The 22,799-nt window shown below is 71.2% G+C and carries 24 protein-coding genes; 15 read left to right on the forward strand and 9 right to left on the reverse strand.

Features of this window, described 5'->3' with window-relative positions; genetic code table 11:
- Positions 1 to 160: 160 nt before the first annotated feature.
- Positions 161 to 1,060, forward strand: coding sequence for a TIGR03564 family F420-dependent LLM class oxidoreductase (locus tag ACZ4TR_RS02565; protein WP_465285451.1), 900 nt, complete (start codon positions 161 to 163; stop codon positions 1,058 to 1,060).
- On the opposite strand, the gene ACZ4TR_RS02570 is transcribed toward ACZ4TR_RS02565, so the two are convergent.
- Positions 1,041 to 2,675, reverse strand: coding sequence for a Na+/H+ antiporter (locus tag ACZ4TR_RS02570; RefSeq protein WP_465285452.1), 1,635 nt, complete (start codon positions 2,673 to 2,675; stop codon positions 1,041 to 1,043). The genes ACZ4TR_RS02565 and ACZ4TR_RS02570 overlap by 20 nt on opposite strands.
- Before the next feature lie 148 nt (positions 2,676 to 2,823).
- Here ACZ4TR_RS02570 and ACZ4TR_RS02575 point away from each other — a divergent pair, with 148 nt between their 5' ends.
- Positions 2,824 to 4,062: an MFS transporter gene (locus ACZ4TR_RS02575; RefSeq protein WP_465285453.1), complete on the forward strand. Its 1,239-nt coding sequence runs from the start codon at positions 2,824 to 2,826 to the stop codon at positions 4,060 to 4,062.
- Between the two features lie 57 nt (positions 4,063 to 4,119).
- On the opposite strand, the gene ACZ4TR_RS02580 is transcribed toward ACZ4TR_RS02575, so the two are convergent.
- From ACZ4TR_RS02580 to ACZ4TR_RS02590, 3 genes are all read right to left on the reverse strand, one after another.
- Positions 4,120 to 5,661, reverse strand: coding sequence for an amino acid permease (locus tag ACZ4TR_RS02580; protein ID WP_465285454.1), 1,542 nt, complete (start codon positions 5,659 to 5,661; stop codon positions 4,120 to 4,122).
- A 70-nt stretch (positions 5,662 to 5,731) separates the two neighbouring features.
- Positions 5,732 to 6,670 carry a serine hydrolase domain-containing protein gene (locus tag ACZ4TR_RS02585; protein WP_465285456.1) on the reverse strand — a complete coding sequence of 313 codons (939 nt, stop codon included), beginning with the start codon at positions 6,668 to 6,670 and terminating at the stop codon, positions 5,732 to 5,734.
- A gap of 40 nt (positions 6,671 to 6,710) precedes the next feature.
- Complete coding sequence (locus ACZ4TR_RS02590) at positions 6,711 to 7,862, reverse strand: glycerophosphodiester phosphodiesterase (protein WP_465285457.1); 1,152 nt, start codon at positions 7,860 to 7,862, stop codon at positions 6,711 to 6,713.
- Between the two features lie 301 nt (positions 7,863 to 8,163).
- On the opposite strand from ACZ4TR_RS02590, the gene purD reads away from it, so the two are divergent.
- From purD to ACZ4TR_RS02635, 9 genes are all read left to right on the forward strand, one after another.
- Entirely contained in the window at positions 8,164 to 9,438 is a 1,275-nt protein-coding gene (gene purD / locus ACZ4TR_RS02595) for a phosphoribosylamine--glycine ligase (RefSeq protein ID WP_465285458.1), read from the forward strand.
- Positions 9,439 to 9,561: 123 nt separating this feature from the next.
- Positions 9,562 to 9,942: a hypothetical protein gene (locus ACZ4TR_RS02600; protein WP_364510661.1), complete on the forward strand. Its 381-nt coding sequence runs from the start codon at positions 9,562 to 9,564 to the stop codon at positions 9,940 to 9,942.
- A 28-nt stretch (positions 9,943 to 9,970) separates the two neighbouring features.
- A complete protein-coding gene (locus tag ACZ4TR_RS02605; RefSeq protein WP_465286272.1) occupies positions 9,971 to 10,537 on the forward strand; it encodes a DUF3558 domain-containing protein in 567 nt (188 codons plus the stop codon).
- 9 nt (positions 10,538 to 10,546) lie between these two features.
- Positions 10,547 to 12,142, forward strand: a complete 1,596-nt coding sequence (locus ACZ4TR_RS02610; RefSeq protein WP_465285459.1) for a hypothetical protein — start codon at positions 10,547 to 10,549, stop codon at positions 12,140 to 12,142.
- Positions 12,143 to 12,144: 2 nt separating this feature from the next.
- Positions 12,145 to 12,903 carry an ESX secretion-associated protein EspG gene (locus ACZ4TR_RS02615; RefSeq protein WP_465285460.1) on the forward strand — a complete coding sequence of 253 codons (759 nt, stop codon included), beginning with the start codon at positions 12,145 to 12,147 and terminating at the stop codon, positions 12,901 to 12,903.
- Positions 12,904 to 13,035: 132 nt separating this feature from the next.
- On the forward strand, positions 13,036 to 13,347 hold the full coding sequence (locus ACZ4TR_RS02620) for a hypothetical protein (RefSeq protein ID WP_364510669.1): 312 nt from the start codon (positions 13,036 to 13,038) through the stop codon (positions 13,345 to 13,347).
- 71 nt (positions 13,348 to 13,418) lie between these two features.
- Positions 13,419 to 14,507, forward strand: coding sequence for a transglycosylase SLT domain-containing protein (locus ACZ4TR_RS02625; RefSeq protein ID WP_465285461.1), 1,089 nt, complete (start codon positions 13,419 to 13,421; stop codon positions 14,505 to 14,507).
- Between the two features lie 60 nt (positions 14,508 to 14,567).
- Positions 14,568 to 15,746, forward strand: a complete 1,179-nt coding sequence (locus ACZ4TR_RS02630) for a pyridoxal phosphate-dependent aminotransferase (RefSeq protein ID WP_465285462.1) — start codon at positions 14,568 to 14,570, stop codon at positions 15,744 to 15,746.
- A gap of 101 nt (positions 15,747 to 15,847) precedes the next feature.
- Positions 15,848 to 16,039 (forward strand): hypothetical protein, encoded by a 192-nt coding sequence (locus ACZ4TR_RS02635; protein WP_364510677.1) that lies wholly within the window; start codon positions 15,848 to 15,850, stop codon positions 16,037 to 16,039.
- Between the two features lie 24 nt (positions 16,040 to 16,063).
- On the opposite strand, the gene ACZ4TR_RS02640 is transcribed toward ACZ4TR_RS02635, so the two are convergent.
- Positions 16,064 to 16,642, reverse strand: coding sequence for an HAD family hydrolase (locus ACZ4TR_RS02640; RefSeq protein WP_465286273.1), 579 nt, complete (start codon positions 16,640 to 16,642; stop codon positions 16,064 to 16,066).
- A 14-nt stretch (positions 16,643 to 16,656) separates the two neighbouring features.
- The gene (locus ACZ4TR_RS02645) at positions 16,657 to 17,682 is read right to left on the reverse strand and encodes a threonine aldolase family protein (protein ID WP_465285463.1); all 1,026 of its coding nucleotides are present in this window, start codon (positions 17,680 to 17,682) and stop codon (positions 16,657 to 16,659) included.
- A gap of 135 nt (positions 17,683 to 17,817) precedes the next feature.
- Here ACZ4TR_RS02645 and ACZ4TR_RS02650 point away from each other — a divergent pair, with 135 nt between their 5' ends.
- Genes ACZ4TR_RS02650 through ACZ4TR_RS02665 form a run of 4 tightly spaced genes read left to right on the forward strand, consistent with a single transcriptional unit; the run spans position 17,818 to position 20,573 of the window.
- Positions 17,818 to 18,327, forward strand: a complete 510-nt coding sequence (locus ACZ4TR_RS02650) for a SigE family RNA polymerase sigma factor (protein ID WP_465285464.1) — start codon at positions 17,818 to 17,820, stop codon at positions 18,325 to 18,327.
- On the forward strand, positions 18,320 to 19,036 hold the full coding sequence (locus ACZ4TR_RS02655; RefSeq protein ID WP_465285465.1) for a hypothetical protein: 717 nt from the start codon (positions 18,320 to 18,322) through the stop codon (positions 19,034 to 19,036). Before ACZ4TR_RS02650 ends, ACZ4TR_RS02655 begins: the two co-directional genes overlap by 8 nt.
- A 34-nt stretch (positions 19,037 to 19,070) precedes the next feature.
- On the forward strand, positions 19,071 to 19,667 hold the full coding sequence (locus ACZ4TR_RS02660; protein WP_364510688.1) for a TetR/AcrR family transcriptional regulator: 597 nt from the start codon (positions 19,071 to 19,073) through the stop codon (positions 19,665 to 19,667).
- A gap of 18 nt (positions 19,668 to 19,685) precedes the next feature.
- On the forward strand, positions 19,686 to 20,573 hold the full coding sequence (locus ACZ4TR_RS02665; RefSeq protein WP_465285466.1) for a LysR family transcriptional regulator: 888 nt from the start codon (positions 19,686 to 19,688) through the stop codon (positions 20,571 to 20,573).
- 36 nt (positions 20,574 to 20,609) lie between these two features.
- Here the strand turns inward: ACZ4TR_RS02665 and ACZ4TR_RS02670 are convergent, their stop codons facing one another.
- The 3 genes from ACZ4TR_RS02670 to ACZ4TR_RS02680 are packed head-to-tail and all read right to left on the reverse strand — an operon-like array spanning position 20,610 to position 22,766.
- On the reverse strand, positions 20,610 to 21,218 hold the full coding sequence (locus tag ACZ4TR_RS02670; RefSeq protein ID WP_465285467.1) for an NAD(P)-dependent oxidoreductase: 609 nt from the start codon (positions 21,216 to 21,218) through the stop codon (positions 20,610 to 20,612).
- Entirely contained in the window at positions 21,215 to 21,991 is a 777-nt protein-coding gene (locus ACZ4TR_RS02675) for an inositol monophosphatase family protein (protein ID WP_465285468.1), read from the reverse strand. Before ACZ4TR_RS02675 ends, ACZ4TR_RS02670 begins: the two co-directional genes overlap by 4 nt.
- A 58-nt stretch (positions 21,992 to 22,049) precedes the next feature.
- On the reverse strand, positions 22,050 to 22,766 hold the full coding sequence (locus ACZ4TR_RS02680) for a FadR/GntR family transcriptional regulator (protein WP_465285469.1): 717 nt from the start codon (positions 22,764 to 22,766) through the stop codon (positions 22,050 to 22,052).
- Positions 22,767 to 22,799: the final 33 nt, after the last annotated feature.

The raw sequence follows: 22,799 nt of genomic DNA on the forward strand, positions 1-22,799 counted from the left end.
GTGCCGATCCTGTACAGCCACCTTGCCACCGTGGACCCACTGGGGGTCCGAGCCGGTGCGCACGGAGGGGCGAGGGGGTCCACCGTGCGCACCGGCTCGGTTGTCGTTCTCAAGTCCTGGGAAGCCGGAAATCGGTGGCGCCGCTCGCTAGCTTGGGTTCATGACCATCGGAGTCACGCTCCCCGCCGGCGATACCGATTCCTCGCCGAACCTCGTCGACGAACTGATCGACCAGACTCGCCAAGCCGCCGATGCCGGCCTGAAGTCCGTCTGGTTCTCGCAGCTTCCGCTCAGCCAGGACGCCGTCACCGTCGCCGCGCTCGCCGGGCGGGAAGTTCCCGGGATCGAGGTCGGGACCTCCGTCGTGCCGACCTATCCGCGGCATCCGCTGCTTGTGGCGAGCGCCGCGCAGACCGCGCAAGCCGCCACCGGCGGCCGGTTCACGCTCGGGATCGGGCTGGGCTCCAAGGGCTTCCTCGGTCCCGTCTACGGCGTCGACTACCCGCCGCCGATCCGGCACCTGCGCGAGTACCTGACTGTCCTCCGAAGCGCTTTCGCAGGGGAGACCGTCGACTTCGAGGGCGAGACCGTGACCGCGAAAGCACCGGGACCGTCCACTGTGGGCGGAGACGTGCCGATCATCGTCGCCGCCATGGGGCCGCAAGCTCTGCGTGTCACCGCTGAGCTCGCCGATGGCACCCTGCCGTTCCTCGCCGGGCCGAGAGCGCTTTCCGAGCTGATCGTGCCGGTCATGGCCGGGAAGCGGATCATCGCCGCCGTCCCGGCCGTCGTCACCGACGAGCCCGATGAAGTGCGGAAAAAAGCCGTCGAGCAGATGTCCTTCTACGGCCAGATTCCTTCGTACCGCAGGATCCTCGACGCGGAAGGAGTCGGCCACGCCGCCGACCTCGCGATCATCGGCGACGAGAAGACCGTCCTCGCCGGGCTCCAGCGCTACTACGACGCCGGCGCCACCGACGTCCTCGTTTCGCAGACCGGCATCCGGTCGAGCGAAGAGCGGCGGCGGACCTGGGAGGTCGTCAGCTCATTCGGTTCGTGAGGGTCGCCGTCACCGACATCTCCTCCAGGTCCAGCTCCCGCAGCACCCGCCGCAGGACCTCGTCGTCGAGCCGGCCCGCGCGGTTCTCCTCGATCATCGCCTTGCGCTGGGTGATCAGGAGTTCGCGCCGGGCCTTCGCGAACTGGGCTTGCGGGCTGCCGGACCGGTCTTCGCCGGACAACGTGATCGCGGCCTTGGCGAAGCGGTAACGCGTGTCGATCAGCCGCTGCAGCCGCTCCTTGAGCCGGTCGACCTTCTCCTGGGGCAGGTCCAGCGAGGCCAGCCGCTCGCGGCCGATCTCGCGCAGCCGCTCGTGCGCCGCCTTCCTCGCGACCTCGCGGGCGGCGAGCTCTTCGGCTTCGTCCCGCGACGCCTCCGCCGGGTCCTCCACCTTCAGCGCGCGGATCAGCGGCGGCAGCGTCAGTCCCTGGATGAGCACCGTCCCGATCGCCACGGTGAACGCGAACAGCTGGATCTCCTCGCGCCCCGGGGTTTCCGCCGGGACGCCGGCCGCGGCGGCGAGCGTCACCACGCCGCGCATGCCGGTCCACGACACCACCGCCAGCGTCCGCCACGACGGCGTCGCGCGGTCGCGGCCGAACAGCCGCACCGTCTGCGGCAGGTACGCGGAGAGGAACACCGCCGGCACGCGCACGAACATCGTCACCGCGAGCACGGCCACCGCGACCAGCACGAGCGTCCCGTTGTCGCGGGCCGCGTGCTGTGCGCCTTCGAGCACGAACGGCAGCTGCAGCCCCATCAACGCGAACACCAGCGCTTCCAGCAGGACGTCGATCGACGCCCAGACGGATCTGTCCTGCATGCGCGTCGCGGGCGACGCGTACAGCGCGCGGTGCCCGAGCAGCAGCCCCGCCGCGACGACGGCGAGCACGCCGGAGCCGCTGAAGTCCTCGCTGAAGGGGTGCAGGTGCTCGGCGGTGACGTACGCGGCGAACGGCACGATGATCCCGAACGCCGACTCCATCAGCGGATCGTCGAGCTGGCGCCGGATCAGCACGACGAGCGCGCCGATCGCCAGGCCGACCGCGATGCCCAGCACGGTGGCGACGCCGAACACGGCGAACCCGTGCCCGGCCGAGCCGGCGGTGCCCGCGACGGCGGCGAGCGCGACCTTGTAGAGCGTCAGTGCGGCGGCGTCGTTGACCAGGCTTTCCCCGGTCAGCACGGTCATCACGCGCCGCGGCAGGCCGAGCTTGCGCCCGATCGCCACCGCCGTGACGGCATCCGGCGGCGCCACGACCGCGCCGAGCACCAGCGCGGAGGCGAACGGCACGTCCGGCAGCAGCAGGCGCACCACCAGCGCGACGACCACGGCCGTGACCGCGACCAGCACCACGCCCAGCGCGACGATCGGCCGCAGGCTGTTCTTGAAGTGCGTCAACGAGCTTTCGAGTGACGTCGAGTAGAGCAACGGCGGCAGCACGACCGTGAGCACCAGCTCCGGCTCCAGCTCGAACCGCGGTACGCCGGGGATCAGTGCGACCCCGAGCGCGACGACCACCACCAGGAGCGGCGCGGACAGGTTGTAGCGCCGGGCGAGCGCGGTCAGGGCCAGCGAGCCCGCGAGCACGCCCATCAGCGTCAGGATCTCCACCAGCGAGATCTTCCCGCAGGTAGAAGCCCTACGCTCGGCTTCCGCTCAATGGAAGTGACCTGGATTACGGCGACGTCGGCGTGCTTAGGTGTGCGCACTACGCACACTTGTGCGGATCATGTGCACCGACGCACAACGGAGGTTCCCCATGTCCCCTGGCGCTCGCTCCTGGGTCGTGCCCCTGGCCTGGACCGCCGTCCTGCTCGACGGGTTCGACCTGGTCGTGCTCGGCTCCGTACTGCCCGTGCTGCTGCGTGACCACGTCTGGGGCCTGACGCCCGGCACCGCGTCGGTCGTCTCGACCGTCGGCCTGGCCGGGATGATGCTGGGCGGGCTGGCGATCGGCACCATCACCGACGTCATCGGCCGCCGGAAGTCACTGATCATCTCCGTGACGCTGTTCTCGCTGTGCACGCTGTTGTGCGCCTTCGCGCCGTCCACGTTCGTCTTCGGCCTGCTGCGGTTCGTCGCCGGGCTCGGCCTCGGCGGCTGCCTGCCGACGGCCATCACGCTGGTCACGGAGTACGCGCGCCACGGCAAGTCGGGCAGCGCGACCACGACCGTCATGACCGGCTACCACGTCGGCGCGGTGCTGACGGCGCTGCTGGGCATCGCGCTGATCTCGCCCCTGGGCTGGCGCGCGATGTTCGTCGCCGGGGCGCTCCCGGCCGTCGTGCTGATCCCGCTGATGCTGAAGTTCCTGCCGGAGTCCGAGACGTTCCAGCAGGTCCGCGAGACCGAGCGGTCGGCCGGGCACGCGGTCGCCGGCCTGTTCCGCGGCGGCCTGCTGCGCGCGACGATCGCGTTCTGGGTGACGTCGTTCATGGGCCTGCTGCTGGTGTACGGCCTGAACACGTGGCTGCCGGAGATCATGCGCCAGGCCGGCTACCCGCTCGGCGCGGCGCTGAGCCTGCTGCTGACGCTGAACGTCGGCGGTATCGCCGGGTTGCTCGTCGCGGGCCGGGTCGCCGACCGCGTGGGCATCCGCCCGTCGGCCATCGCCTGGTTCTGCGCGGGCGCGGTGTTCCTGGCGTTGCTGAGCGTGAAGCTGCCCGCCGTCGGGCTGTACGCGGCGGTGTTCCTGACCGGCTGCTTCGTGTTCAGCGCGCAGGTGCTGGTGTACGCCTACATCGGCCGGATCTACCCGGGCGCGATCCGCGCGACCGGCCTCGGCTGGTCCGCCGGCATCGGCCGGATCGGCGCGATCTCGGGGCCGCTCCTCGGCGGCGCCCTGCTGACGGCCGGAATCGCGTATCCGTGGGGCTTCTACGCGTTCGCGGGCGTCGGTGCCTTGGGCGCGGCGGCGGTCACGGTCGTCCGCCCCGGCCGCGACTCCCCGGCGCAGGAACCCGCGCGCGCGCCGGAATCCCGCCCTGCCACCACTTGACGCCGTGAATGTCGCATTGAGGGACTTGAAGTCCCTCAATGCGACATTCACGGACTTTCAGCCGAGTTCCTTCAGTTCCTTTTCCACCGCGGCGAGCTCCGCCTCCGAACCCTGGACCTTCGGGCCCTTGAACCACTTCCGCGCCGAGACCACCCACCACAGGCCCGCGCCGCCGAGCACGACCAGGAACGCGATCGGCGTGTAGTTGAACGAATCCACCGTCACCGGCGACACCTGCGGCAGCATGAACAGGAAGAAGATCAGCACGACCCACACGGTCGCGATGATGCCCACCGGCTTGCCCCAGCGGCCGAGGTGCCACGGCCCGCGTTCGAACTTGTCACCGAGACGGACGCGCAGGAACACCGGGATCACGTACGCCACGTACAGCCCGACGACGGCGATCGACGTCACCGCCGCGTAGGCCGTCGCGCTCCACAGATACGGCAGCGCCAGGATCAACGCACCACCCGCGCCCAGCCAGACGGCGTTGGTCGGGGTCTGGGTCCGCTTGTTGATCTTGTGCCAGAACTTCGACCCCGGGATCGCGCCGTCGCGGGCGAACGCGTAGATCATCCGCGAGTTCGCCGTCACCGAAGCCATGCCGCAGAACAGCTGGGCGCCGATGCAGATCAGCAGCAGGAACTTGCCGGTGACCGCGCCGGTGGCGTCGATGAAGATCTGCGCGGGCGGGACGCCGGTGGTGGAACCGACCGCGCCGTCGTAGTCCTGGATCGCGAACGTCAGGCCGATCAGCAGGATCCAGCCCGCGACGAGCGAGACGACGATCGACATGACGATGCCGCGCGGACCCGCCGTCGCCGCGCTCTTCGTCTCCTCGGTCATGTGCGCCGAAGCGTCGTAACCGGTCAGCGTGTACTGGGCGAGCAGCAGCCCGAGCAGGAAGACGTAGAACGCCGATCCCCAGCCCGTCTGGTTGACGAAGCCGCCGAAGACGAACGACGCGTCCTGGTGCTTGGCCGGCGCGAACACCAGCACGCCGACGATCACGAGCACGCCGATGAGGTGCCACCACACGCTGACGTTGTTGAGGATCGCCACGATCCGGACGCCGAAGGTGTTCAGCAGGCCGTGCACCACGAGGATGATCGCGAGCAGCAGGATCGTGTGCCCGGGTGTGGCGGTGAAGCCCCACTGCAGGTCGAGGAACGCGTTGAGGAACAGCGCCGCGCCGAAGTCGATGCCCGCGGTGACGGCGATCTGCCCGATGAGGTTGAACCAGCCGGTGAACCACGACCACGCGGGGCCGTTCTTCCGCGCCAGCCGCGCCGCCCAGTAGTACAGCCCGCCCGCGGTCGGGTAGCTGGAGCAGACCTCGGCCATGCCGAGGCCGACCAGGATGACGAACACCCCGACGAGCGGCCAGCCCCAGATCATCGCGGCGGGCCCGCCGGTCTTCATGCCGAAGCCGTAGAGCGTCAGGCAGCCGGAAAGGATCGAGATGATCGTGAACGAGACGGCGAAGTTGGAGAATGCCGACATCGTGCGTTTGAGCTCCTGCGCGTAGCCGAGCTGATGGAGGCGCGCGCTGTCTTCGTCGGCGTGCTCGGGAGTGGTCTGCTGGTCGGAAACGTCCATCGGGCACCTCTTGAAAGGTATGCGGCCAGACCATTGAATTCGCCGAAGGTAGCCCTGGTCCCGAGGGGTGTCAAGCCTTCGTCAAGAACTCGTCCAGCCGCCGCAGCAGGGGCCCGCCACCTCGGTGGTTGTTGGAGATCAGGGTCGCGGTGAGCCCGGTCGACGGCTCGTGCGTGCTCCAGAACGTGACGCCGTGGTCGCCGCCGTCCAGGTGCACCAAGCCGGGCCGGGGCAGCCAGAAGCCGAGCCCGTAGCCGTCCGCGTGCGGGCGCAGCATCCGCTCCACCCACTCGCGCGGCACGAGCCGCCCGGCGAGCAGGGCGGGCCAGAACTTCCGGAAGTCCGGTGCGGTGCTGTAGATCCCGCCGTCGCCGAAGCCGACGACCGGCAGGCTGAACACGTTGGTGCGGCCGTCTTCCAGGTAGCCGGTGGCGGTGCGGGCGGGCAGCGCGTCCGAGCGGAGGAACGCCGTGCCGGTCATGCCCGCGGGCTCGGTCACGCGGGTCCGGACGAGCTCGGCGAAAGGTATACCCGCGATCCGTTCGGCGATCAGGCCGAGGACCGCGAACGCGCCGTTGTGGTAGTGAAACCGTTCTCCGGGCGGGAACTGCTGCGGAAAGCCGTCGAGCGCGGCGAGGTAGTCGGCCGAAGTGACGAGACCGGGCGGGGTCTCGGGAGGGTTTTCGTCGTCGCAGTAGTCGCCGATGCCGGACGTGTGCGTCAGCAGGTGCTCGACGGTCACGCGGTCGTCGATCAGCGGCAGGTCGGCGCCGAGGACTTCGCGGACGCGGGTCTGCAGCGAAAGCCGTCCTTCGGCGACCAACCCGACGACGACGAGCGCGGTCAGGCCCTTGGTACCGCTGGCGATCGCGAACCGCGTGTCGACGGTGTTCTCGACGCCGTAGCCGATGTGGGCGTAGCCGTGCGCCTCGGCGACGAGCGTCTCTTCGCCGCGGGTCACCAGGACCACGCCGGAGAACCCGTCGAATGCCGTGAAGGGCACCTTCATGGACATAGCGTCCGTGAAGGTGCCCTTCACGGCAAAGGGATTACCGGCCCAGGAACGCGTGCAGCGACTCGAGGGCGGTGTCCGGCTGGTCGGCGAAGAAGCCGTCGACACCCGCCTTGAGGAACGCGGCCTCCTCGGTGAAGACGTCACCGTAGGCGTCCGGCTCGGCCGACGAGCGCAGGTTCGCCGGCAGGAACGGGTTCTCGTTCCGGAACGTGTACGGCTGCACCTTCAGGCCGGACTGGTGCGCGTCCGCGACGAGCGCGGTCGGCTTGGTCAGGTTGCCGGCCGCGTCGAGCGGGATGATCTGCGCCTTCTCCGGCCCGAGGTACTTCGCGTACTTCGCGACGTCCTTCAGGCCCTTGGCCGAGACGATGTCCGCGTACGTCCGCTTGTCGCCGCTCGCGACGAAGTCTGCCGGAGCGCCGGTCGCCGACGTCAGCTGCAGCAGCGGCGTCCGGACCTGCTTGTGCAGCGCGATCAGGTTCGACACCTCGAACGACTGGATGATCGCCGGCGCGTCCGGCCGGTCGAGGCCGTTGCGCTTGAGGATCGACACCAGCTTCGGCTCGGTCGGGTTGCCGATCGACTGGAAGAACGTCGAGTGCTTGACCTCGGGGTAGGTGCCGAGCGTCCGGTGCAGCTCCTTGCCGAGCCGCTTGGTCAGGTCGAGCACCTCCTGGTAGGTGGCGATCTGGTAGCGCCCGTTGTACAGCGTGTTGTGCGGCCGGTTCGCCGGGATCCGCTCGACCGCGCGCAGCGTCTTCAGCTCGGCCAGCGTGAAGTCCTGCGTGAACCAGCCGGTCGTACTGACGCCGTCGAGCACGACGGTCTTCTTGCGGTCCGCGAACTCGGGGTGCTTCGCGACGTCGGTGGTCCCGCCGATCTCCGGCTCGTGCCGCGCGACGAGCTGGCCGTCCTTCGTCGGCACGAGGTCGACGTCGACCCAGCTCACGCCCATCCGGTAGGCGAGCTCGTACGAGGCGAGGGTGTGCTCCGGCCGGTACCCGGGCGCGCCGCGGTGTCCGATGATCACGGGGTCATCGTGGCCCCGTCCGTGCGCGGCCGCATCGGCGGACCCCCCGCTTTCGGACGGCACTGTGGACGCGCTCGCCGACCCGACGGCCAGTCCGGTGACGCTCAGCAACGCCAGTCCGGCGAGTGCCAGCACGCCGACACGTTTGCGCTTCATCTCGTGACCTCTTCTCACACAGGGTGTGCCCTGACTACTCGCGCAACCCTCACCGCCGCAAGCATCCGACGGACGTATCCAGGCGAACACCTCGGTAAACGACGCGTGGACTCCTCTTCTCCCCGGGGCTCCGGCGGCGGGCCCGGACGCAGTGAATGACTCATTCCTGGCGTCCGGCGCGGTGAATGAGTCATTCACCGCGTCCGGAGGCGGCCCGAGCGCGGCACCGGCGCCCGACCCCGGCCGGGCCCGGGGGACGGCGAAATGTCCGTCGCGAACCTCGCCGGATACGCTGTGCGGCGTGCGCGTACTGGTAATCGGCTCCGGCGCCCGTGAGCATGCACTCGTCCTCGCGGCGTCCGGCGACCCCACGGTCACCGCCCTGGCCTGCGCGCCCGGCAACGCCGGGACGGCTGCCATGGCCGAGCAGCTCGGCGTCGAGGCGGCCGACCCGGAAGCGGTCGCGACGCTCGCGAAGAACTGGCAGGCCGACCTGGTGGTGGTCGGGCCCGAGGTCCCGCTCGTCGCCGGCGTCGCCGACGCCGTCCGCAAGGCGGGCATCGCCTGCTTCGGCCCGTCGGCCGCGGCGGCCCGCATCGAAGGCTCGAAGGCCTTCGCGAAGGACGTCATGGCCGCGGCGAACGTGCCGACCGCGCGCAGCGAGGTGGTCGACAACCCGGCCCGCCTCGACGCCGCGCTCGCCCGCTTCGGCCCGACCTGGGTGGTCAAGGACGACGGCCTCGCCGCCGGCAAGGGCGTCGTCGTCACGACCGACTACGACGTCGCGCGCAAGCACGCGATCATGCTGCTCGACGGCGGCCACCCGGTGCTCCTGGAGTCCTTTTTGGACGGACCGGAGGCGTCGCTGTTCTGCTTCGTCGACGGCCACACCGTCGTGCCGCTGCTGCCCGCGCAGGACTTCAAGCGCGTCGGCGACGACGACGCCGGCCCGAACACCGGCGGCATGGGCGCGTACGCCCCGCTGCCCTGGGCGCCCGAAAACCTCGTCGACGAGCTGGTCGAGCGGGTCGTCCAGCCGGTCGCCGACGAGCTGGTCAAGCGCGGGGCGCCGTTCTCCGGCCTGCTCTACGCCGGGCTCGCGCTGACGTCCGACGGCCCGCAGGTCATCGAGTTCAACTGCCGCTTCGGTGACCCGGAGACGCAGGTCGTGCTGGCCCTGCTGCGCACTCCGATCGCCGGGCTGATGCACGCCACCGCGACCGGCAAGCTCGCCGAGCACCCGCCGCTGGAGTGGGCCGGCGGCGTGGCGGTCACCGTGGTGATCGCCGCCGACGGCTACCCCGGCAAGCCGCGCACCGGCGACGTCATCGGCGGTGCCGAGCTGGAAGGCGTGCTGCACGCGGGCACCCGCCGCCGCGACGACGGCGCCGTGGTCTCCGCCGGCGGCCGCGTGCTGTCGGTGGTCGGCACCGGCAAGACGCTCAAGTCGGCCCGCAAGCACGCGTACGAGATCGTCGGGAAGGTCCACCTCGCGGGCTCGCACCACCGCACGGACATCGCGCTCAAGGCGGCGAACGGCGAGGTCGGCGCTCCGACGGTCAAGCAGCGCGCCTGATTTTCGCCGGAGCGGGAACCGGCGGGGGATGATGTTCGTCCAAACTCAGCCTGCTGTCACACCCGGGTTGGTAGCCTCGACGGGAGTCGGCCGGTCACTGTCCGTATGACGTCAGGGGAGAGCATGTCAGGACCCTCGTACGACCTCAGTTCGGCCGTGCCCGTGGCGCCGGCGGCCGCGGACGTCCTGGTCCACCCGGACAAGCTGCTGGACGTCGCCCGGATCGTCGAAGAGCAGGCCAACGCCCTCGAAGACCAGCTGCTGACCAAGCTCGGGCAGCTGCGGATCGACGCCCCGTCGGCCGACGTCATCAGCACGCAGTCGATCGACGCCTGGAACACCCTGATCGCCGACGGCGACCGCTCCTACGCGGGGCAGGTCCGCGAGTACGTCGCCGGCCTGAAGCGCCTGGTTTCGCAGCTGCGCGACGCCGCCAAGGACTACAAGGTCAGCGACGAGGAAAAGGCGGCGGTGTTCGGTGACCGCGCCAAGCACGGTGCGTAGCCGGAAGGTGCGCATCGTCACCGGGGGCGTGCTCGCGACGGCGGCGCTCGCCGGCTGCTCGGCGGGCACCGAAGGCACGCCCTACCCGGTCGAGACGGCCGCGACCGCGGCGTCGCAGAGCGCCAAGGCGGCCCAGCTGCCGCAGCGGCCGGCCGAGCTGACCCTGCAGGGCGTCAACCTGTGCGACGTGTTCCCGCAGGTGCAGCTCGACGCCATGAAGATCACCAGCGCTCCCCGGGAAGCCCCGCCGGAGGACGGGCCGACGTGCGTGTTCGACGCGGACGGCGCCGAGCCCGTCCACGCCTACCACGTGCGCGCGGTGTCCGCGGACCTCGCCGAGTGGATCACGGGGGCCCGCAAGAAGAACAGCATGGCCACCGAGCCGAAGACCATCGGCGGTTACCCGGCGCTGACGAACTACCGCGCGGCCGGCGACCCGGCCGACTGCGAGGCGCTCGTCGGCGTCGCGAGGGGCCAGACGCTGGCCGTCCAGACCTTCGCCATCACCCGCGGCAAGTTCACGCAGCCGCAGCTGTGCGACCTGTCGGTGCAAGCCGCCGACGTCGCGCTGCAGTCCTTGAAGTCACGCAACTAGGGAGGGCGCGTGGAATTCTCCGAGCTCGCGGCCGGGATCCAGAACCACCGGTTCGACGGCTGGACCAACACCGCGATCGCCGACCAGATCACGCGGATGGTCAACGGTGACGGCACCGGCAGCATCGGCACGGCCGTCGACGCGCTGAAAGCCGTCGCGACCGCCCTCGCCCACACCGACCAGACGCTGCGCGCGCAGCTGCTCAAGCTCGGCGTCGAATGGCAGAGCCAGGCCGGTGGTGCGGCCAGCCAGGTGCTCACCGAGCAGGCCGGGTTCTCCCAGGACGCGACGACGAAGGTCGCGCACGCCGCGGAGATGGTGTTCGAGCAGGGCGAGTCGTTCAACCGCACCAAGTACAAGCTCCCGGACGCCGAGACCGTCCGGAAGGGCGCGGGCGGCTACACGCTGACCGACGGCCTGCTGCTGAGCCTGATCGGTTTCGAGACCGACCACGCCCGGCAGGTCGAGGCCGCGAACGACGCCAAGGAGCAGGCGAAGCAGGCGCTGAACGAGTACGCGCAGGAAAGCGGCACCAACCTGCTCTCGACGCAGTCGCTGTCCGACCCCGAGTCGCTGAAGCTGGCCGCGCCGGGCGTCACACCGGGCGTGCTGGACGTCGCGGGTGCCGCCGTCGCGGTGACGCCGGACGGTGGCGTGAAGCCGGCTTCGGACAAGGTCCGGTCGGTGCACGTCGAGCCGCCGGTGGTGCAGCCCGTGTCGCACACGGTGCACGCCGACCCGCCGACCCCGGTCTACGGCGTCGCGGCGCAGCAGCCGTCCCGGCCCGCCGCGCAGGCGCCGCGCCAGACCGGCGCGGGCGCCCCGCCCGCGCAGCACACGACACCCAGCTCGTCGACGACCCCGGCGGGGGTGAAGCCGCCGACGTCGGCGCCCGGCCCCGGCTGGGTCAACGCGCCGGGCCGCGGCACGTCCTCCGGCGACCCCGCCCACTTCTCGCCGGGCCTGGCCACCGGCGGCGGTGGCGAGCAGTTCGTGCCGCCGGGTGCGCCCGGCTCGGTGCCACCCGGTTCGCTGCCGCCCGGCTCGTCGCCGGCGACGGCGCCGATCAAGTCGCTCGGCGGCGGTGGCGCGTCCGGTGCCGGCTCGACCGGCGTCGAAGGTTCGCTCGGCGGTACCAACCGCGGCCCCGACGGCCTGCTGGCCAAGGGCCGCACGGTCGGCGCGATGCCGCAGGCCCCGCTCCCGCCCGGTCAGTTCACGGCCGAACGCGGGTTCGTGGCGAGGCCCGGCGCGACCCCGGGCGAGATCGGCGCGGGCGCGGCGGCGATCGGCGCGGGCGCGGCCGGCGGCGCGCTGAGCGGCGACAAGGAGCGCCTGCGGCGGGAGAAGGGCGAGGCGAAGGGCCCGGTGCGGCCGCTGCCGGTCGGCGAGCTGCCCGAGGAGGAGGCCGTCGCGCTGCGGAAGTCGGAGCAGATCAGGCCGAAGCAGCAGCCCGGCGAAGCGAAGTTCCTGTCCGAGGCGGCCCCGCAGGAGGACGACGCCGAACACGTCCGCCGCTACGGCGTCGACGACCAGGACCTGTTCGCCGACCAGCGGATGGTTTCCCCCGACGTGCTCGGCGACCACGGCGGGGACGGGCGCTGACCGTGTCGCTGGTGCTGTCCGCGCGTGAGTTCGACGTGCTCTGGGAGTCGTTGGAACTGCCGCGCCGGCACGTCGCCCTGGACGTGCCGAGCGAAGGAACCACCCGCACCGAGCGGCGGGAAGTGGTGGAAGCGGCGTGGGCGTCGCTGAGTGAGCGGCGCCTGGCCCGCAACGGCCGGGTGTCGGGCGAGGTGGCGGACCAGCTGCACCTGCTGGCCCGCCCCCAGTTCGGCCTCGACGTGTGGGTGTGGGCCGAGCGCGAGATCCGCGGCCGCGCGGTGAGCGTCCGCGGCCAGGCGGTGCTGGCGGTGGTGGACCACGGCGAGGTCTGGCTGATCCCGGCCACGGAGGACGGTCTCCCGGAGGCGGCGGTCTCGGTGGCGGGCGATCTGGGGCCGGGTATCGGCCAGACGGTGAGCATCCCGTACTCGGTGCTGCGCGAGGCCGACGCGGCCGCGCGCGGCGAGGCGAAGGCGCTGGTCACGGCGTTGGAGGATCGGGGCGTGGAGCTGTTCCAGGCCCAGGAGCTGTCGGGGATGCTGCTGGGCCAGGAGGCCCGGGGTCAGTTCGGCGCGGAGCGGGTCGGCCGCGACGGGATGGTCCACCGGGCGGGCCGGGTGGTGGCGTTCTTCGACACGGACGCGGGACGGTACCTGTTCCAGGTGGTCTCGGACCGCGACGGCCGCGAGTGGGCGACTGTGACCCCGGCGGACAACGCCCTGCTCGCGACGAGGATCCGCGAACTGATGGCGGAGGCCTGATCCCCGCCGGGGGAAGTTGGCGTGGATCCGTACCCGCGATCGCGCGGAAGTCATAAAGTAAGCGCGGGAACCGTCCTGGTCATGACGACGTCTGATCGGGCGGACGCAAGTTTGCGAAGGGGATGACGAACCGTGCCTGTCTACGACACCGACTCGATGGCCATCGCGGCCGGCCAGGTGGAGAAGCTGAAGGACGAGTTCGAAAAGTCCAAGCAGAAGGTCACCGGCCTGGACCACGAGCACGAAAGCCCCTTCGGCGGGATGGACGACAAAGGCGACGCGCACAGCGCGGTCGGCAAGTTCAAGGACGGCGTGCACAGCCAGTTCGATGCCGCGGGCAAGCACATGGAGGCGCTGGGGTTCGCCATGCGCAAGGCCGCCGGCCTGATCGCCGAAACCGACCAGGTCGGGGCGAGTGACCTCAAGCTGCACGTCGACAAGTGAACTGAGCAGGGGGCACCAGAGTGGGCTTGAACGGGGTCGGCGCCGGAACGCCGGACAATTGGGACGCCTTCATGAAGAAGGTGAATCAGGTCGAAAAGGTCGACCTGAACAAGATTTCGGCGGCGGCCGCCCAGTTCCGCGAGGCGGGCAAGAACGCCGGCGACCACACCGCGTCGTTGAAGAACTCGACGGATGCGCTCAATTCCGGGGTGTGGGCCGGGCCGGCGGCGGACGAGTTCTTCAAGTACGTCCGCCAGGTCCGCGACGCCGGCACCAAGGTGCAGACCCACCTCGAGGACGTCGCCAAGGACCTCGACACCCTGCAGGCCAACCTCGCGGAGATCAAGCGCAAGGTCCAGGACAAGCAGAACTCCGCCGAGACCGCGGTCAACCAGCGCAACACCACGGCCGAGTCGGCCATGCAAACGGCGCTCCACGACGCGAGTGAGGCCCAGAAGAACGGCACGCCGGCGCCGAGTCCGAGCGCCGCGGAGATCCTCGATCAGGCCAAAAAGGACATTCAAACCATCACCGCCGGGTTCGATGGCGACGTGGCCGCCTTGCAGGCCGAGGCCGACACGCAGATCAAGGCGTCCCAGAAGCTGATGTCCCAGCAGATCGAGGGCGGCTACGACCAGGTCCCCCTGCCGAGCAGCACCCCCGCGGCGCCGAAGAGCACCGGCGGCATCCACAGCAACGGCTCCTCCCACCACGGCGGTGGCGGAGGGGGAGGCGGCGGAGGTGGCGGAGGTGGCGGCGGGGGCCTCGGCCCCAGCGGCGGCCCTCCGTCTTCCCCACCCCCGGGCAACGTCCAGCAGTGGATCCAGGAAGCCATCAAGGCGCTCCAGGCCGCCGGCGTCCCGGTCACCGACGCCGACATCCCCAATATCTGGGCGATCATCCAGCACGAGTCGGGCGGCAATCCCAACGCCATCAACAACTGGGATTCGAATGCCGCCGCCGGGCACCCGTCCAAGGGGCTCATGCAGTGCATCGACTCGACGTTCAACGCCCACAAGCTGCCCGGGCACGACAACATCTACAACCCGGTCGACAACATCATCGCCGGTGTCCGGTACTCCTACGACCGCTACGGCGGCCTCGGGAACGTGCCGGGCATCAAGGCGATGGCCCACGGCGGTGCCTACCAGGGTTACTGATCCGGGAAGGGCCTTCACGGCTTCTCGGTGAGCGCGGCCTCCCCGCGTTAGCCTGGCCGCATGGTCGACCTCGGAGCCTTCGCCGGGCCCGCGCTGCGGGCCGGCGTGCCGCCCTTTCACGTCATGGACGTCCTCTCCGCGGCCGGTGCCCGGCAGCGGAGTCACGGCGATCTCGTGTCGCTCGCCGCCGGGCAGCCGTCCGCGCCCGCGCCGAAGCCCGTCCTCGAAGCCGCGGAAAAGGCCCTCCGGAGCGGCCCGCTCGGCTACACCGAACAGCTCGGCATCCCCGAGCTGCGCGAGGCCGTCGCCGGGCACTACCAGCGGAAATACCGTCTCGACGTCAGTGCGCAGGACGTCGTCGTGACCACCGGGTCCTCCGGGGGCTTCCTGCTCGCCTTCCTCAGCGCCTTCGACCCCGGCGCCAAGGTGGCGATGGCGCGGCCCGGCTACCCCGCCTACCGCAACCTGCTCTCCGTCCTCGGCTGTGAAGTCGTCGAGTTCGCCACCACCGCCGAAACGAACTTCCAGCCCACCGTCGCGCTGCTCGACGAGCTCGGCCCGATCGACGGCCTGATCGTGGCGAGCCCCAGCAACCCGACCGGGACCGTCCTGCCGCCCGGGGAGCTCGCCGCCATCACCGGCTGGTGCGCGTCGCACGGGGTGCAGCTGATCAGCGACGAGATCTACCACGGCATCTCCTACGGCGCCGAGCTCGACTGCGCGTGGCAGTTCGGCCGCGAGCCGCTCGTGCTCGGCAGCTTCTCGAAGTACTTCGCGATGACCGGCTGGCGGCTCGGCTGGATGCTCGTGCCGCAGCGTCTCCACCGCGCCGTCGACGTCCTGACCGGCAACTTCACCATCTGCCCGCCCGCGGTTTCGCAGTACGCGGCGCTGGCCGCCTTCACGCCCGAGGCGTACGCGGAGGCCGACGCGCACGTCGAGCACTACCGCGCCAACCGCGACCGGCTGTTCACCGGTCTCAAGAGCATCGGCCTCGACCGGCTCGCCCCCGCCGACGGCGCCTTCTACGTGTACGCCGACGTGAGCGCCTACACCCAGGACAGCCTGAGCTGGTGCCAGCGGCTGCTCGCCGACACGGGCCTCGCCATCACCCCCGGCGTCGACTTCGACCCGGTCGACGGCGGCAAGTACGTCCGGTTCTCCTTCGCCGGCAGCGCGGCCGACATCGACGAAGGCGTCCGCCGGCTGGGGGCCTGGCTCGGCCAGGGGGAACCCTGATTCATCCCTGAACGTTGGCTCTGCGAGGGGAGTTTCCCCGGCCGAGGTGTCACAGTGGAGTCACCAGGCCGGAGGGGCCACGGGAGCAATCGGAGGAAGCCATGTTCTGGAAGATCGTCGGCGGCCTGATCGTCGCTTGGGTGGCGTTCATGGTGCTCGGCGCCGTGCTCGGCTTCGTGTTCAAGGCCGTCTTGTGGATCGCCATCATCGGCGGCATCGTCTTCCTCGGCGCTGCCGGCTACCGCGCCATCAGCGGTGGCAAGAAGGACCCGAGGCGCATCAACCGCTACTGAGCGAACCCGCAGACCGGGCGTGGCTCACTCGAGCCACGCCCGCGCCGCGTCGGCGCCGTTCCACACCTGGGCCTTGAGCCCGACCGCCCGTGCACCTTCCACATTGGACGGACGGTCGTCGAAGAACAGGCAGTCGGCCGGCTCCGCGCCGAGCTCGTCGAGCAGGAGGCGGAAGATCTTCGCGTCCGGCTTGACGCACCGGACGTCACCCGAGAACAGCGTCACGCGGAAGTGGCGCGCCCAGTCCTGCGCGCGGACCCATTCGCCGAACACCACCGGGGCGTTCGACAGCAGCGCCAGCGACGCGCCGGCCTCGGAAAGCGCCTCGAGCAACGCCAGCGATGACGGTTCGAGGTGCGCCCAGCCCTCGATGTCGACGCGCGTCAGCTCGGCCGACAGCGCTTCGTCGACGGGCACGCCCACGGCCTGGCCGATGGTCTGCCAGTACTCGAGCGGAGTGCTCCCGGCGTCGTAGGGAATCCGGTAGTCCCAGTACGCCTTCTCGAATTCCGGCAGCGGCGCGCCCATCAGCGCGGCCATCTCCGGGCGGGCCGGGCTCGGCTTGCTCAGCACGTCGCCGTAGTCGAACACGATCCAGTTCACAGTGTCCCCAGTACTCATCGGGCGCCGGTCTTGATCCGGCGCAGGGCTTCTTCGACGTCGGCCGCGCTCAGGTCCCGGTGCGTGACGAACCGGACCCGGCCCGCCATCGGCACCGCCCGGATCCCGAGCGAGTCCAGCCAGGCCAGCGCGGTCGGGATGTCGGGTACCTGGGCGAGCACGATGTTGGTGTCCGGCACGTTCGTCGCCCAGCCGTGCTCGGTCAGGCCCTCGGCCAGGCGCCGGGCGTTTTCGTGCGACTCCGCCAGGTCCGGGACGCGGTCCAGTGCGACCAGGCAGGCCGCGGCCAGGATGCCGCCCTGCCGGACGCCGCCGCCGAGCATCTGCCGCATCCGGCGGGCCCGCTCGACGAACGCGACGCTGCCCGCGACGACCGAGCCGACCGGCGCGCCGAGACCCTTGCTGAAGCAGGCCGACACGGTGTCGACGCCGACGGTCAGCGCGGCGGGCGGCACCTCGAGCGCGACCGCGGCCTGCCACAGCCGGGCGCCGTCGAGGTGCACGGTCAGGCCGGCTTCCTTCGCGACGGACAGCAGCTGGGCGTGCTCGTCGGGCGGGGTCACCGCGCCGCCGGCCGCGTTGTGGGTGTTCTCGAGACAGAGCAGCGATGTCCGTAATGTGAAGTACGGCCCGGGTTGTCCGATCGCGGCCGCGAGGGCGTCGGGCGATGGGCGGCCCGGGCCGCCGTCGTGCTCCAGGATGTCCGGCATCCCGCCGGCCAGCCACGCCGCCGAGCCCAGCTCGTTGGTCAGCACGTGCGCGCCCCGCGTGGCGAGGAACCGGTCGCCGCGCTGCAGGTGGAGGCTCAGTGCGATGAGGTTCGCCATGGTGCCGCTCGGCACCCACAGGGCGGCCGGCATGCCCAGGACGTGCGCGGCGCGCTCCTCCAGCGCCTGGACCGTCGGGTCGCGCTCGAGGACGTTGTCGCCGACCTCCGCGGACGCCATCGCCGCGCGCATCGTGTCATCCGGCCGGGTGACGGTGTCGGAACGGAAGTCCAGCGGCGGCAGGGTGAAGGTCACAGAGTGATCACATCACACCCACCCGACCGGGATCAATCAGCCCTCGGGTGGTCGAACCCACGGGGTCCGTGCAACCGTGGACGCCCCTGATTCCGTCCTACCCACCGACGACAACAGAGCGGAGCACGACTGCGCGTGGACCAGCGCGACGAGGAGGAGTTCGCGGAGTACTTCGCCGCCAGGCGGGACGCCGTGCGCCGGACCGCGTACATGCTCTGCGGAGACTGGCACCGGGCGGACGACCTCGCGCAGACGGCGTTCGTCGCGCTGCACCGGAGGTGGAAGAAGATCAGGGATCGCGCGGCGACCGACGCGTACGTCCGCAAGACGCTCGTCCGGGCGTCGATCGACGAATCGCGGCGTCCGTGGCGGCGCGAATGGCAGACCGAGGTGCTGCCGGAGCCGGCCGACGACTCGCCTGGCCTCGACGACCTCGTCGCGACCAGGGAAGACCTGCTCGCGGCGCTGAAGGAAGTGCCGCCCAAGCAGCGGGCGGTGCTGGTCCTGCGGTTCTTCGAAGGACTCGACGTGACCGGCGCGGCGACGGCGCTGGGCTGCAGCGAAGGCAACGTGAAGAGCCAGACCGCACGCGGGCTGGCGAACCTCAAGCAGGTGCTGGAACGGGAGGTGGAGACCAATGGATGAGCAGGAGCTGCGCTCGTTGTTCTACGCCGCGCCCGGCGAAGCGCCTTCGCCGACGTTCTCCCAGGACGACGTCGTCCGCGAATCCCGCCGCCAAACCGTGCGGCGCCGCAACCGGATCACCACCGGGGTCAGCGCCGCGGCGCTCGTGGTCGTCGGCTTCGGCGCATACGGCGCGCTGTCCGGGGGTACCCCCGAGGCACTGACGTCCGCGGACAACGGGGTCATGTCGTCGCAATCCGGGCCGGGATCGGGGCAACCCGGGCTCAGCCCGGCACGTCCTGAAGTCGGTGGGGAGTCACCGAACTTCTCGTCCGAACCACCTCGGCAGGGAGGTGACCAGGGCGGGAAGACCGGCCAGCTGGCCGAAGGCGCCTCCGGGTGCGAACAGGTGGACGGGGAGCTCGCCATCGCCCTCGCTGGCGAGCTCCCCGGCCACGTCACCGGTACCCCGGCTGTCCCGGGCGGCGCCTGTTCGACGGTCTCGCGCTCCGCCGGGTTCCCGGTTCCGGGCGGCGAGGTGTCCGCGGCGGTGTACCCGAGGGGCATTCCCGTCGTCTTCAAGTCCCAGCCGGCCGGCACGGTCACGGCCCAGGTGGCCACCGCGTCCGGCGGATCGCTGGTGCTGGTCAGCGTGCCTTCGTCCGGGGCGACGGCGCCGTACGCGGGCCAGGTACAGGCGTTCGCGCACGCTCTCGCGCCCCGCTTCTGAGCCCGGGGCCGCCCGGTTGGCAGAATGACCGGTCATGACCGCTGCGACCACCCCGAAAGGGGAACGACGGCGCGCCGCGCTCGTCGAGGCCGCCGCGAAGCTGCTCGCCGAGGGCGGGTTCGACGCCGTCCGGCACCGGGCCGTGGCCGAGCGGGCGGGGCTGCCGCTCGCGTCGACGACCTACTACTTCGACTCGCTGGAAGACCTGGTCACGGCGGCCGTCGAGCACCACTCGAACGCCGAGCTGGCGGCGGGCCGCCGCCGGCTCGAGGAGCTGGCGACCCGCAACCGCGGCGTGCAGGCGACCGTCGACCTGGTGCTGGAGATGCTGCTCGGGCCGGAGACCGACGACCCGGAGGCCGACGCGGAAGCGGTGCTCCTGCGCTACGAACGCCTGGTCGCGACCGGCCGGCGCCCCTACCTGCGGCCGCTGATGCGGACGCTGTCGGCCCAGCTCGACGAGCTGCTCACGGAGATCTTCGCGCGGTCGGGCACCCCGGTGAGCGCGGCCGACCTGGAACGGCTGGTGGCGCTGGTCGACGGCGCCGTCGTCAACGCCCTGATCGCGATCGACCCGGCCCCGCGCGCGGCGGCGTCGCGGATGCTGCAGAACGCACTCGACGGCCCCTGAGTCGTTAAGGTCGCGCAGGTGGATCTGAATCTGCTGACCGCCTTGGACGCGTTGCTGGAGGAGAACTCCGTGCAGGCGGCCGCCGACCGGCTGCACCTCACGCCACCCGCGATGAGCCGCACGCTGGCGCGGATCCGGGCGACGACCGGCGACGACATCCTGGTGCGCACCGGCCGGACGATGACCCCGACGCCCCGCGCGCTGGCGATGCGCGACGAGGTGCGGACCCTGGTCGCCCGGGCGAACCGGGTGCTGGCCCCGGCCCGCACGGTGGACCCGGCGACGTTGCGGCGCACGTTCACCATCCAGGGGCACGACGCGCTGCTCGCGGCACTGTTCCCGGCGTTGCTGCGCACGGCGTCCGCCGAGGCGCCCGCGATGGGGCTGCGGTTGCTGGCGGAGGCCTCGGTGGACACGCCCGACCTGGCGCGCGGGCACGTCGACCTGGAGGTCGGGGCGACGGTGCCGGGATCGCCGGATATCAGCCACGACGTCGTCGGCGAGGACCGCCTGGCGCTGGTGAGCCGCGCCGGTGTCGCGCTGGACCTCGACGAGTTCGCGGCGGCCGAGCACGTGATCGTGTCCCGGCGCGGCCGGTTGCGGGACGGGGTCGACAAGGCGCTGGCCGAGCTGGGAGTGCGCCGCCGGGTGGTGGCGGCGCTCCCGACGGCGGCGCTGGCGCTGCAGGCGATCGCGCACAGCGACGTGGTCGGGGTGATGCCGGTCCGGGCCACGGCGCCGGCGCGGGCGGACCTGGGTCTGGTGGCGAGGGAGCTGCCGCTGGACCTGCCCTCGTCGCCGGTGGTGCTGAGCTGGCACAGCCGCTACGACACGGACCCGGCGCACGAATGGCTGCGCGCCCACTGCCGCACGGCGCTGGCCGACGTGCTGGAGAGTCGTGAGTGAGAAACAGTGTTCTAACCCTGTTTCCCACTCACGACCTCACTTGGGCAGCGCTACCAGAATCTCGCCGCGTGGCCCGGTTTCCGCCGCGTCGAGCATCGCCGCCGCGACCGTCGCGTGGGTGACCATCGCCGGGAACCACCGGCGGGGCACGGAGTCGAGACGCACCACCCGCCGCGTCGGGCTGAGCGGGCCGCTCTTCATCGGGCCCACCTGGACCACCGTGCCGCCCATGCCGAGGATCGCCGCGTCCGCGCCCACCTTGTCGGGCAGCTCGGCCTTCATGAACCGCTCCACCAGCGTCCGCGTCAGCCATCCGGCCGCCGAGGCCGACGGCCCGGTTCCGAACGCCCCCACCGACACCGCCCGCGCCGGCCCCGCGGCCACCACCGCACGGGCGCCGGCGGTCAGCACACCGGGCGGATCGCCCTTCCGTAGACCCAGGGCGTCGAGCACGATCTCGCTGTCCCGCAACGCATCCGCGATTCCGTCGGCGTCGTGGACGTCGGCCGCGACCGAAACCAGCCGGTCACCGGTAGCCGACGCGTGACGGCTGATCGCCACCACGTCGTGCCCGCGCGAAAGCGCCTGCCGCACCAGCTCACTGCCCACCGCGCCCGACGCGCCGAGCACCGCCACCCGGCTCACTTCAGCACCTCCAGCGCCGCGGCGTGCAAACCCGGTGCGGCGATGAGGATGTCGGCCGAGTTGACGTCCCAGGCGCCACCCGCGAGGTCCGTGACGAACGCCCCCGCCTCCCCGGTCAGGAGCGCGCCGGACGCCGTGCCCGGCAGGTCGGGTTCGTACTGCCAGAACACGTCGTACTGCCCGGCGGCGAGGCCCAGCAATGGGAACACCGTCGGGATCGTGTTGCGCACCAGCAACGCCCGCGAAGCCATCGCCGCGAACGCGCCCGCGAACCGTTCGTAGACAACGGAGTCGTTGCCGCCCTGGCTCGCCGTGACCGCCGCGGCCGAGAGGTCCGTCTTGGCCGAGACGCGCAGCCGCTGCCCGTTGAGGAAAGCACCCTGCCCGCGCGTCGCCGTGTAGGTCAGGTCGCCGATCGGCCGGCGGAACACCGTGAGCTCCGGCTGCCCGTCCGTGACCAGCGTGATCGTCACGCCCCACTCCGGCAGGCCGTGCACGTGGTTGACCGCGCCCTCGGTGCCGTCGACCACCCACCACCGGCCGGGCGGCACGACCCGGCCGGCCTCGTCTTCGTCCCACCAGCCCACCCCGGGCGCGACGCCGTCGAGCGCCTCGCGGACGATCGCCGTCGAGGCCGCTTCGAGGCGGGTCCCGAGCTCGTACATCGCCGCCCGGTCCGCCGGCCGGTTCGCCGGGTCGAACGAAGCCAGCAAGGCTGATCCGGCCTCGTCGGCCGCCTGAACCATTGCCGCAAGAACGTTGTCATCGGTCATGTCTCCATTACGGCACGACCAACAACATGAATCCAGTGCAATCTACTTAATCGACGAGTTACCGCCGTGCACTTGTCTCGGCCTTGCGCTGCGCCTTGGCCAGGTCGTCGCGGGACTTCGTGACCAGGGCCAGCATCGCCTGCTCCGCCGCCACCGGATCGCCGGCCACGATCGCGTCGAACACCTTCCGGTGGCTCGGCACCGGATCCTCCGCCGCCGACGCCCCGTGCACGAGCTTGTCGCGCTCGGCCAGCCCGATCGCGATGACCCGCTCCATCCGCATCAGGAAGTTGTTGTGCGTGGCGGTCATCAGCCGCCGGTGGAACGCGAGGTCGGCCTGGACGCTCGCCTCCGCGTCGTCGGCCGCGGCCATGTCGGCCAGCGCCTCCCGCAGCGACTCGAGGTCTTCCTCCGACGCGCGCTCGGCCGCGATCCGCGCCGCCGCGGGCTCGACGACCGTGCGGACCTCGGTGAGGTCGTCGAGCAGGCCCGGGTCGTCGGCGGCCGCGGTCTGCCAGCGCATGACGTCGGCGTCGAGCAGGTTCCACTTCTCGCGCGGCTGGACGAACGTGCCGCGCTTCTGCCGGGCGTCGATCATCCCCTTGGCGGCCAGCACCTTCAGGGCCTCGCGCAGCGCGGTCAGGCTGATGTCGAGCTCTTCGCGCAGCGCCGGCAGGTCCAGGACGGTGCCCTCGCCCCACTCGTCGGAGAGGATCCGGCTGGCCAGTGCCTCCACGGTCTGGCCGTGCAACCCGCGTGGCCGGTGTTCGGTCAATGGAGGGCCCTCTCAGCTGGCAGGTCGTGATCG

Source organism: Amycolatopsis sp. NPDC028719 (assembly GCF_055565395.1).